The organism is Candidatus Erwinia haradaeae (assembly GCF_900698935.1).
Classification (GTDB): domain Bacteria; phylum Pseudomonadota; class Gammaproteobacteria; order Enterobacterales; family Enterobacteriaceae; genus Erwinia_E; species Erwinia_E haradaeae_D.
On the sequence record NZ_LR217715.1, the window covers coordinates 382,034 to 394,282 of the forward strand.

Annotated in this window: 6 protein-coding genes; 5 read left to right on the forward strand and 1 reads right to left on the reverse strand. The window is 33.6% G+C overall.

Annotated features, from left to right (window positions below; all coding sequences use genetic code 11):
- Positions 1-524 precede the first annotated feature (524 nt).
- From mrdA to pgi, 4 genes are all read left to right on the forward strand, one after another.
- Positions 525-2,396, forward strand: coding sequence for a peptidoglycan DD-transpeptidase MrdA (gene mrdA, locus ERCIKOCA2762_RS01145; protein WP_157988392.1), 1,872 nt, complete (start codon positions 525-527; stop codon positions 2,394-2,396).
- A gap of 52 nt (positions 2,397-2,448) precedes the next feature.
- Complete coding sequence (gene mrdB / locus ERCIKOCA2762_RS01150; RefSeq protein ID WP_157988393.1) at positions 2,449-3,561, forward strand: peptidoglycan glycosyltransferase MrdB; 1,113 nt, start codon at positions 2,449-2,451, stop codon at positions 3,559-3,561.
- Between the two features lie 1,130 nt (positions 3,562-4,691).
- Entirely contained in the window at positions 4,692-5,783 is a 1,092-nt protein-coding gene (gene ychF / locus ERCIKOCA2762_RS01155) for a redox-regulated ATPase YchF (RefSeq protein WP_157988394.1), read from the forward strand.
- Positions 5,784-8,151: 2,368 nt separating this feature from the next.
- Positions 8,152-9,798 carry a glucose-6-phosphate isomerase gene (gene pgi / locus ERCIKOCA2762_RS01160; RefSeq protein WP_157988395.1) on the forward strand — a complete coding sequence of 549 codons (1,647 nt, stop codon included), beginning with the start codon at positions 8,152-8,154 and terminating at the stop codon, positions 9,796-9,798.
- 265 nt (positions 9,799-10,063) lie between these two features.
- Here the strand turns inward: pgi and ERCIKOCA2762_RS01165 are convergent, their stop codons facing one another.
- The gene (locus ERCIKOCA2762_RS01165) at positions 10,064-11,038 is read right to left on the reverse strand and encodes a polysaccharide deacetylase family protein (RefSeq protein WP_157988396.1); all 975 of its coding nucleotides are present in this window, start codon (positions 11,036-11,038) and stop codon (positions 10,064-10,066) included.
- Positions 11,039-11,340: 302 nt separating this feature from the next.
- Here ERCIKOCA2762_RS01165 and ispA point away from each other — a divergent pair, with 302 nt between their 5' ends.
- Positions 11,341-12,240 carry a (2E,6E)-farnesyl diphosphate synthase gene (gene ispA / locus ERCIKOCA2762_RS01170; protein ID WP_157988397.1) on the forward strand — a complete coding sequence of 300 codons (900 nt, stop codon included), beginning with the start codon at positions 11,341-11,343 and terminating at the stop codon, positions 12,238-12,240.
- The last annotated feature ends 9 nt before the right edge of the window (positions 12,241-12,249 follow it).

The window sequence follows — 12,249 nt, forward strand, 5'->3', positions numbered from 1 at the left end:
TATATATGTGGTATATATTTTATTTAATTAAAAATAGAGATATGCGTGATAGTGATATATGATTAGCGATGTTTCAAGCATTCAGTTTAGAATCTAATGCGAAAGCAGTATAATAGTAGTTCAGGGTGCTTTAATCAATATTTATTCAGATTACTTTATATGAAAATATGTTAAAAATTAATAACATGTAAAACAAATATCAGTTTATTAGTAATTATTACCTGTAAAATTGATGCCTCATGTTTATTTGTATTAATTGGAATTGACGGACTAAAGAAATACATAATCTGATTATCTTTGAGCGACTAAGAAACACAAATTATGTTTGTTGATGTTTAGATGCTTGGGGTCATTTGATTTATAAAATTGATGTATACATCTTAATTACTGATGGTTTTTTCTACAGCTACTTCCTTACATCTACGTTATACAAGATTGAATAAGGTTATAATAAGGTCTTGAAGGAAATTACTTTCATGCTTAATAATTGTGAATTATGTTAACAGAAGCAAAATAAGTATCGAATGAAATTAAAAGATAATTTGTTACGTGACTACAGCGCTGAACAAAAATTATTTGTACAGCGTGAGTTGATTGCTTTTCTAGGCGTTTTGTGTCTTTCTTCTATCTTACTTCTTAATCTCTATGTTCTGCAAGTAATCCAATATACTGACTACAGTACTCGTGCTAATGCCAACCGTATTAAACTAGTTCCAGAAATCCCTAGAAGAGGTCTAATATGCGATCGGAATGGTGTTTTAATTGCATGTAATAGAACAGTCTATCAGCTTAAGTTAGTACCAGAAAAAGTTGAGGACCTAGCTGTGACTTTAAAACAACTTCAGCCATTGGTTAACCTTACTTCTCAAGAATTAGATGCTTTTCAAAAAGAACGGAAACGTACGCATATTTTTACATCTATTGTATTGAAAACTAGTCTCACTGAATTACAAATTGCTAGATTTGCAGTAAATCAGTATCGATTTCATGGTGTAGAGATAGCAAGTTATCAAGAGCGATTCTATCCGTATGGATCGACTCTAACACATGTACTTGGGTATGTATCAAAAATCAATCATAATGATGTTAATCGTCTAAAAAACAATGGTGCATGGTCTAATTATATAGCAACTCGTGATATTGGAAAATTAGGTATTGAAAGTTATTATGAAAACATCTTACATGGGAAGATGGGATACGCAGCAGTGGAAGTGAATCACCATGGTAGGGTAATTCGCCAGCTGCATGAAACAGTATCTCAGCCAGGTAGGAATATTGATTTAACTATTGACCTTAAACTGCAACAGTATATTACCAGTCTCTTAGAAGGCAGCCGTGCCGCTGCAGTTGTCACTGATCCGCGTACGGGAGAAATACTCGCAATGGTTTCTATGCCTAATTATGATCCAAATCTTTTTGTAAGTGGTATTTCACGTCATCAATACAATATTTTGCTTCATGACAGCAATCGTCCACTAATTAATCGCACCACCCAAGGGATTTACCCCCCAGCCTCAACAGTTAAACCATATATTACGATTGCTGCTTTAATGACTGGAGTTATTACATATGACACGACTCTATTTGATCCTGGTTGGTGGCAGCTCCCGAAGTCTAAAAAATTTTTTCATGATTGGAAACGCTCAGGGCATGGCATGCTCAATATCACTAAAGCACTAGAAGAATCTTCAGACACGTTTTTTTATAAGATTGCGTATGATATAGGTATTAATCAGTTAAGTGAATGGATGAAAAAATTTGGTTATGGATGTCTTACTGGTATTGATATTTTAGGAGAAACATCTGGTGTGATGCCAACTCGCGAATGGAAAATGCAGCGTTTTCACGAAAAATGGTATTTAGGAGATACTATTTCAGTTGGCATTGGACAAGGTTACTGGAGCGCAACTCCTATGCAAATGAATAAAGCACTAATGCTATTAATTAACAATGGTACAACTTATATTCCACATTTGCTTCAGGATGTTATTAAAGGTGGGCATAAAATATCATGGAGCGACCTTTACAATTCTCCTACTGTTCAGATAAGTGAGGTTAATGGAGAATATTGGAAAATTGCTCAAGAAGGCATGTATGGTGTGGCAAATCACGCCAATGGTACTGCAAACAAGAGTTTTTCAAATGCCCCATACAAGATTGGCGCTAAATCAGGCACGGCACAGGTATTTAGCCTGAAAGACACGCAAACCTATAATGCCAATACGCTTCATGAGAATCTGCGTGATCATAAAGTTATGCTTGCTTATGCGCCGTATCATAAACCACGTATTGCAGTTGCTGTGATTCTTGAGAATGGAGGGACCGGTATATCCATCGGAAAAATTACACGTCAAATTCTTGATTATTATATGGCTAGTATACAAAATAAAGCTTAGTCTGCTGTAGGTATCATTATATTGCCCAGTTTGTGGAGATAATTAATTGATTATGGTTACTCACCAACAGGAAAAAACAATCTGGAATCGCGCTCATATCGATCCGTTTTTTTGTTTAATTATTACGATTCTGTTAGTCTTTAGTGGATTAATTATATGGAGTGCTAGTGGCCAGGATTGTAATATGATGGGACGTAAGATTGCTCAAATTAGCATGGGCGTCGGGGTGATGATGCTGATGGCGCAGATTCCGCCACGTATTTATGAAAGATGGTCACCTTACGTATATTTTTGTTCTCTTGTGTTGCTGATTATAGTTGATATTTTTGGACATGTTAGCAAAGGCGCTCAGCGTTGGATAGATTGTGGGGTGATGCGTTTTCAGCCATCCGAGGTGGCAAAAATCGCTGTACCATTAATAGTCGCTAGATGTGTCAATCGTGATATGTGTCCTCCTAGTATATTTAATACTATTATAATACTAATATTAATATTTATTCCAACGCTATTAGTTGCTGTACAACCTGATCTAGGAACTGCCATCCTGATTGCCTGTTCTGGTTGTTTTGTACTGTTTTTATCAGGCATGAGCTGGACTTTCATTGTCATTGCAATACTGATTGTGTCTTCCTGTATCCCCATCCTGTGGTATTTTTTTATGCATGACTATCAGCGCAATCGTATTAAAATTTTACTTTCTCCTGAAAGCGATCCACTAGGAGCTGGTTATCATATTATTCAGTCAAAAATTGCGATTGGATCTGGTGGTTTCCCAGGAAAGGGATGGCTTTTAGGTACTCAGTCGCAGTTAGAATTTTTACCGGAACGACATACAGACTTTATTTTTTCTGTTCTAGCAGAAGAGTTTGGTTTCATTGGAGTGATTTTTTTACTTTTGCTTTACGTGCTTCTTGTTGTACGTGGATTAATGATAGCAGCGCAAGCTCAGACTACTTTTGGTCGAGTGATAGCAGGTGGTATGACATTAGTTTTTTTTATTTATGTTTTTGTGAATATTGGCATGGTTAGCGGTCTCTTACCGGTAGTAGGGGTACCACTACCAATGATTAGTTACGGAGGTTCTTCTCTTGTTGTTCTGATGGCGGGGTTTGGAATTATTATGTCTATTCATACACATAGAAAAATGTTATCTAAGAATCTGTAAGAAGCGTGCATAAAAAACGCGTAATCATATACTTAGTATGCTAATTTTGTTGTACATATCTTTCCCCGGGATTATGATGAATTTTTAATTGAGCTGTTGATCTATTGTAATAAACCAATAATAAATCCACTGAGAAAAGAATTAAAAATATTAGATTGATATTGGTAAAAAATTATTTTTTTCTCCTTATTAATTCTGTTGTATAAGTTAGGGAAATATGCTGAGTTTATATAATATTATCTCATAGATTACGACTACACCACACTAATACTACACTAGTTTTTTGTTATTTTTTAGTTTTAATAATATTATTCACGGGTTAGATGGCTTTACTCGAAATGATTGCTATTTTATTTTTTCTCATAGGTCAATCCGAAAGTATCGTGATTTTTATCCTCAAATTACAGTATAGCATTTCTTGATTTAATGTAAGTTATTATTTCAGAGTATTTATATTTTTAATATTTTATCTTTGTATTTTCATATTTAATTTTATAAATGTGTTAAATAACATCTTTTCTTATAATATAGGTAGTTTTCACATATGTGTAGGTGATTAATAGAGTATCACTAAATAATATATATATCAATTATATTATAAGAACGGATTGTGTATGTAAAATTAAACAAGTTATATTATTTATGAGTTGAATTATGTAGCTGCAAGATATTCAATCTTATTAGATTATCAATAGTTGTATTATGATACTTTCATCTGTATTTTTGCATGTAATTAACATTACGTAAAATTGTTCAATACATATATGGTTGATATATTATTTATTTGGCTATTCTAATGATAGAGGAATTATAGATTTGCATCTTACAAAGATAAAGAATTTTATAATTATCCGAAAGGTACAAGATACAATAATATTTCACTAAATGATATCATTATACAGAGATATGATATGGGTAATATAATCCTAGATGGAGCGTAATAGCTAACAATATATCCTATAAAGATATTCAGAGGCTGCTGCAAGAATTTTTCGTGATATTATACTTAGAAACTTTTAGTAATTTTGAAATAGGAATAACACATTCTTAACCATTTTTTTGGGGTTTTGATATCTATAAACGATAGGGAGATCTGTATCTTATACAGTATTTTTATATGAGGTTAAACAATGAGTTTAAAATGTGGAATTGTAGGCATGCCCAATGTTGGGAAGTCTACATTGTTTAATGCTTTGACAAAATCGAGTGTAGAAGCTGAAAATTTTCCTTTTTGTACAATTCAGCCTCATAGTCGAGTGGTGGCGATAACAGATATACGTTTAGAACAATTAGAAAAGATTGTACATCCACAATGTGTTATACCTGCTAGTATAGAGTTTGTAGATATCGCTGGTTTAGTGAAGGGGGCATCTAAAGGTGAGGGATTAGGGAATCAGTTTTTAACGCATATCCGCTCAACTGAAGCAATTATCCATGTAGTACGTTGTTTTCAGAATGATAATATCATACATATTAATCATAGAGTTGATCCGGCTGATGACATTGCAATCATTCAAACCGAGTTGGTTTTAGCTGATTTAGAGGTTTGTGAGCGTGCCTTACTACGCATAGAGAAAAAAAGTCCCATCAATGATAAAGATGTGGATGTGCAGAAGTCTGTGTTAAAAAAATGCATATCACATCTAGAACAATTCGGTGGATTGCGCACCTTGTCGCTTAGTGCTCCAGATCAAGGCTTTATTTGTAGTTTGAATTTACTTACTCTCAAGCCAAGTATATACATTGCGAATGTACATGAAGATGGTTTTACAAATAATATATACCTGAATAAAGTATATAAAATTGCTGCAATAGAGGGTGTAGATGTAGTAACGATCTGTGCGTCTCTTGAGTATGAGCTTTCTGAGTTGGAAGAGAATGTACGCAAGGAGTTTATGATTTCTTTGGGCATCACAATAACCGGTCTTCAGCGTATTATTCAGGCGAGTTATAAGCTTTTAAAGCTACATACTTACTTTACCGTAGGCAAGAAAGAAGTTCGAGCATGGACTATCCCGATTGGTGCTACAGCCTCGCAGGCGGCTGGTAAAATTCATAGTGATTTTCAAAAAGGTTTTATTCGTGCGCAAACTATTTCCTTTAAAGATTTTATTACGTGTAAAGGAAGTAAGGAGGCGAAGGAGGCGGGAAAAATGCGATCAGAAGGAAAAGAGTATATAGTGGAAGACGGAGATATAATACATTTTCTGTTTAATGTATAAAGAATATTTATAAAGGTAACTAAAAGTATTGTACCAAGACTTCAGCAAATAGACTTGGTCTTTATCTTTGTCTTGCGTGTCAATATACATCATCTTTGTCTAAAAATTAAGACTGTGAATTTTAACTAGCATGATTGTTATTTTTAAGTGTGATTGATATTTTTATTTTATTTATGATTTATTAATCTGTATATAGATTAGCAGTCATTTAGAATTGAATTCTACAAGTCAAATGATATAGATGTTACATTAACATAAGTCAGATATTAATAATGAGCATTATTCTTATAATAGTGTGGAATTATAAAGATTCTTCCAATGCATATAATGATCATACTTTTATGATTCCGTAACAACTAATTACAGGGATAAGTTTTTAGATGATTAAATTATTAATATTAATATCACGATCGCATTAATACAAGTATCAGTATTTTTAGAAAATTGTATACTTTAAAAAAATACCTATATATGCGCACTGAGCAATTATAAGATACAAGATCTTCGAGATTTTCTTTGTGTTTTCACATTTAGAGTTTATTTTTATCTATTAAATTGACACTAGAGTATATGTTATAGTATGTGATTATTTATCTGTATACATGAATATGTAGAGAGATTTTATATAATGGTATTCAGGATATATAATAATTAATATGTAAGAGAAATATTTTTTGAGTTATGTACTCACTGTCAATGCTTGCAAGGCGAATATTATTTGGTTTGTGGAGTATATTTATACTGTTGTTTGGATGATTAGATTAGATAGATGAAGTAATAGTTAGAATATTAATGTATACATCAATCTCACTATGAAGGCACTAATACTCATAAAGATTGTACAGATAGTTCTATTTAATATTTTTATTTTCATAAATTCAACAGTTATGATATGTTTATCACACTATTATTTTAGTCATATCTAGTTCAATGCGTAGAGCTATACTGTAATATATACATGTTTCTGACTACCAAAACAAAGCAGTGTTTTTAAATATTTTAGCTTACTGGTTTTTAGTATTGCTAGATTTTTAGCTGTAAAGTTAGATCTAGCAAGATGAAGTGACTCAGATATTCCGTTTTTAATATTTTTTAAATTTTGTATTATCGCTCATGACAATGTTTATTGTTTATATTTTTTCTATAGTTGTATACAAAATACACTAGTGGTCTTTTGCGATCACAAAAAATCTTGTTGAGATTATTAAACTATTCCTCTTCAGTTGAGGAATAATATTAGTAATGATAATGATAACATCATAAGCTTTGTCATTCCTCTCAGACATCCGAGTACCGCAAGCACCATTGAAGTGAAGAGTACCATAGCATATCCGTAGTATTACCGAGATATTAATTTTTCCGATAACGACTGATATGATTTGTTATCATAGATCACTAACTGAAAACTATTCATCGACTGACATGTCGCGACACAACTTGGTTAAATGCATGCATAACATGAATGGTGTACCTAAATACAGCAGAGGTCAATTATGTAGCTCTCTTGGAAGATCGATTATTAGCTTGTGGGTTAAATATGGTGTTTAAACACAGCATCATAGGCATTCTAGCAGACATATCAGATGCATCAAGATTATAAGATGTAGTCTTGGTTTATTTTATTGTATTGTGCTATGTGTTGAGCATGTATCAAATAAATTTTTTAGGGAATAAGTATAATATAAGATGTGATGATTATTATATTGGATTCTCCAAAATCACTATGTGAAAGGCATTACTCTGATTTAGACATTTTTTCCATCACCATAGAGCTTTTTTCTGGATGCGGTGCCAGTACATGCATCAATGCGAAAATCTGAAACATGTATGCATGAGCAATATGACTAGATTCTATAATCTACCCATACCTATTGTGTATGATGCACGTTGCAGTAATGTGTATTAAGAATCGACTATTGCTATAGTGTTGTGAGGATTAATGTGTTCGTAATAATCATGGGGTGTTATATAGATATATAGATAAAATTAAAATATATAACGGTAACAATATATTTTGTCTTGCATACTGGTGCATAGTGTTTGTGCATAAGCAAAAAGGTTCTGTTTATAGGGTGCAACGTATGAATCTGATAAATATCAGTATGAGGTTGATATATATAATATATGGCATGTTAGATAAAACCTTTCGTTTATAATGTCGATTTGTATATAGAATGTTTAATGCTTTCTCATAATAGCAACGGAGAATTTCATTATTGAAAACAGTTGCTAGTTACGTTGTACCTAAGGCTAAAATGATTGCATTCATAAAGCAATATGAGTCTGAGGCAGCAATATATATTATGAATAATAGTAATAAATATTATATCTTTATGTCAGGCTAGTACCATTCATAAAAGTAGGTTGTATGAATAATATTAATCCAACAAAAACTATTGCTTGGAAAGCGCTTCATGATCATTTTCAAAAAATGAAAGATGTGAAAATTCGTGATCTATTTTATAACGATCATCAACGTTTCTCTGCTTTTTCTCTTATGTTTAACAACCAGATTTTGTTAGATTTTTCAAAAAATATTATCACACGCGAAACACTTAAAAACCTGCAGGAATTAGCAAGAGAAACTGATTTACGAAGTGCAATTTCTTCCATGTTTTCCAGTGAAAAGATTAACCGTACTGAAAATCGTGCAGTACTGCATGTAGCTTTGCGCAATCGTACAAATTCTCCAATGTTGATTGATGGCAAAGATGTAATGCCTGCAGTTAATAAAGTATTAAAACAAATGCAAGTGTTTTCTGATCTTGTGATTAGTGGTCAATGGAAGGGTTTTAGTGGGCAAGCGATTACTGATGTAGTGAATATTGGTATTGGGGGTTCAGATCTTGGTCCATATATGGTGACTGAGGCTCTGAGACCGTACAAAAATCATCTAAGGATACATTTTATATCCAATGTTGATAGTACGCAGATTACTGAAATATTAAAGAAATTAACTCCGCATACTACTCTATTCCTGATTGCCTCTAAAACTTTTACAACTCAAGAAACTATGACTAATGCGCATAGCGCGCGTATGTGGTTTTTAACTTTTGGACAAGAGACAGACATACAAAAACATTTTATCGCTTTATCGAGTAATAGAAAGGCAGTAAGTGAATTTGGTATTAATGCTCATCATATGTTTGAGTTATGGGATTGGGTAGGGGGTCGCTATTCGGTATGGTCATCTATTGGCTTATCAATTGTATTGTCTATTGGTTTTAAGAACTTTGAAAAATTTTTAAGTGGGGCTCATGCTATGGATCGTCATTTTTCTGAGACTCCACCAGAACAGAGTTTACCTGTATTGCTAGCTTTAATTAGCATCTGGTATAATAACTTTTTCTGCTCAGAAACAGAAGCAATTTTACCGCACGATCAGTATATGCATCGTTTTGTCTCCTATATTCAGCAAGTGAATATGGAGTCTAATGGTAAATGTATTGATCGTAGTGGTAAGGTTGTATCTTATCAGACTAGTCCAATTATTTGGGGCGAGATAGGTGCTAATGGTCAACATTCATTTTATCAGTTCCTTCATCAAGGCACTAAATTAATACCGTGTGATTTTATTGCCTCTGCGATGTCTCATAATAAATTAGGGGATCATCACGAAAAATTAATGTCTAATTTTTTTGCGCAAACCGAAGTTTTAGCCTTTGGTAAATCACGTGAGGAAATCGAAAATGAATTTATTACTACTAGAAAAGATGCTATATTGTCTAAAAATGTGATTCCTTATCAAATACTAGAAGGCAACCGTCCGACTAATTCGATCTTATTACGTGATCTGACTCCATATACTCTTGGATCGTTAATGGCACTATATGAACATAAGGTTTTCACTCAAGGGGCCATCCTCAATATTTTTAGCTTTGATCAATGGGGGGTTGATATAGGGAAACAACTAGCTAATCGTATTTTTCTAAATCTATCTGATGCAAAAGATGTTAGTAGTCATGACAGTTCTACTAATGGGTTGATTCATTACTATAAATTATGGCGTAAATAACAATCAGTTTCTAGAAACAATATAGCAGTACAAATGTGTATTATTCTGAATTTTCTACTAATATAAGTTTTATGTTTCATTGTATTCAGAGTTAGTATTTTTGCATGCTGTAGTAAGCGTTTCAAAAGTTAAGATATTTTTGCATAAGAGTGTGTTGCGCTGGTAAAACCGATGTTTCAGAACATTGCGCCATCAATGCCGCTACAGTTTTTATATTATATTGTGGTATTCTGTATTTATAGATTTTGAGGTGACAGTGTTATTTTTAATTTAGATACCCGCAGTTTTTAGTTTTTACAGAATAATATTCTGATAAGCTCATACTTTTTGTGCGTATACTTAAATAGTCAAATAGTGTCTCTAGATCACGGTATAATGCATCGATATCGTTTTTATTTTTAAAGGTTGGACTACCTCCAGGCATTAATTCAGAAGAATGAATCATAAATTCAAGGTAATCCTTTTTGCTAGATAGTGTCTTTTTTACGATATTTATCATCTGTGTGACATTTCCACCTTTAGGACGAAGCCAATTTACAGAAGGGTTATTTTTTTTCTTTCGTGAAATATTGTATATTTTTTGCATTGTATTGACCCAAGAGCAATGTTTATAATCAGTGCTCATTGGTACTTCCAGTAGTGTGGATTGGCCTGCTTTAGATATATCATCTTGGTCAATAAAGTAAGCGTGATCAAGAAAGTTTTGATAATCAGTGCCACCAAACCCGCGAGGGTCTCCCGGGGATAATTTCCAGTTCACACGTGGTGTCACTGAACAGTCGACCTGATAACCTTGCTCAATCAATAACTGCGCATAAAAAGTGTTAAAAGCCCATCGACCGGCGCGATGAGAGCGCATTTTAATTTGGAGAACATCTTCTAATACGGAGGTAATATAAATGACCTTTTGTCTCATAATATTTGGCGGATATTCAATTAGGTATGGTTTGTAGCGCAGATCGTCCCCAGTCAGGTTATATAAAGGAGGATTATTGTAGGCATGCAAGTGCATACCTATTTCACCAGTGTTATCATGAATAATGCTTTGAGCAAACTCAATATACTGTGGATCAATAGACATCTCATAGTTGGTGAGCCAAGTTGTTTTAAATTTATAGTTTTCGCATAGTTCTTGAAAGCGTGGTAAAAAATTAGTATTTTTTGTTGTAATTTTATCATTGTTTTGCCAAAGGTTATCTCCTTCGGTATCGATAGTAATTATCAATATAGGTTGATTCATTTTGGTAGTCATGGATAGTGATAGACTTGAGCATTAATGTATACTACATAAGGATCATCAGAGGTCTTTAATGGGCATGATTAAATACTTGATTTATAGATACAAAGATCCCCCTAATATACGGGTATAGTAACATATAGTGAATAGCTAAGTCTATGGAAGGATTTTGATTTTGCAGGTTGTCGAGAGTATTTACGTGTTTGTGTTGTGGATGAGAGTATTGGAGATCGTTTATAGAGGCCACAGACTCATGCAGCATACATCGTAGTGTGTAGTAACGTATAACTTCAACGGAAAAAGTCATGAGTGTAAATGTGTTACTCGATGGTTATTATAATCGTGTGAATGCAGTGCTCCAAACATATATTTCAAAATTACCTTTTAAAAACACACCCTTTGTGAAAGCGATTGAATATAGTACATTGTTAGGAGGTAAACGGATACGTCCTTTGCTAGTATATGCGACAGGTAGCATGTTACATACCGAAGACGCGGCACTTGATGTCCCAGCAATAGCTATAGAGTGTATCCATGCATATTCTTTGATTCATGATGATTTACCTGCAATGGATAATGAAAATTTACGTCGTGGTCAGCCTACATGCCACCGTAAATTCGGAGAGAGTATGGCTATTCTGGCTGGAGATGCCTTACAAGCTCTTGCTTATTCTATATTAGTAGATGCTCCCATGCCTGGTGTGATAATAGAAAACCGTCTGGCGATGCTATCTGAATTAGCCAATGCTAGCGGGGTTACAGGCATGTGTGGTGGTCAGGCGTTAGATTTAATCGCAGAAGGTAAGAAAGTGACATTAGAGGACTTAGAAAAGATACATCGATATAAAACAGGATCATTGATCCGCTCAGCAGTGCGTTTAGGTGCACTCACAGCTGGTGATTGCGGAAGATCTGTTCTGCCAGCACTAGACTGTTTTTCGAATGCCATCGGTCTAGCTTTTCAGGTGCAAGATGATATTCTTGATGTGGTGGATGACATAGGAACGCTTGGTAAAAAAACTGGTTCTGGCAAATTCTTAGGTAAGAATACTTACCCAACATTACTTGGGGCGTCTAATACTCAAGAAAAAATACAAGATCTATATCAAACATCTCTCAATGCTTTATCGATTCTTTCTGAACAAAAATATAATACCACTATGCTACAAGCTCTAGCAAGTGTCATTATCACACGCAATAAATAAATTTAAACA

Excerpts from the sequence above, each read along its gene's own strand:
- mrdA (WP_157988392.1), top strand. The coding sequence starts at position 525 with ATGAAATTAAAAGATAATTTGTTACGTGACTACAGCGCTGAACAAAAA.
- mrdB (WP_157988393.1), top strand. The coding sequence starts at position 2,449 with ATGGTTACTCACCAACAGGAAAAAACAATCTGGAATCGCGCTCATATC.
- ychF (WP_157988394.1), top strand. The coding sequence starts at position 4,692 with ATGAGTTTAAAATGTGGAATTGTAGGCATGCCCAATGTTGGGAAGTCT.
- pgi (WP_157988395.1), top strand. The coding sequence starts at position 8,152 with ATGAATAATATTAATCCAACAAAAACTATTGCTTGGAAAGCGCTTCAT.
- ERCIKOCA2762_RS01165 (WP_157988396.1), bottom strand. The coding sequence starts at position 11,038 with ATGAATCAACCTATATTGATAATTACTATCGATACCGAAGGAGATAAC.
- ispA (WP_157988397.1), top strand. The coding sequence starts at position 11,341 with ATGAGTGTAAATGTGTTACTCGATGGTTATTATAATCGTGTGAATGCA.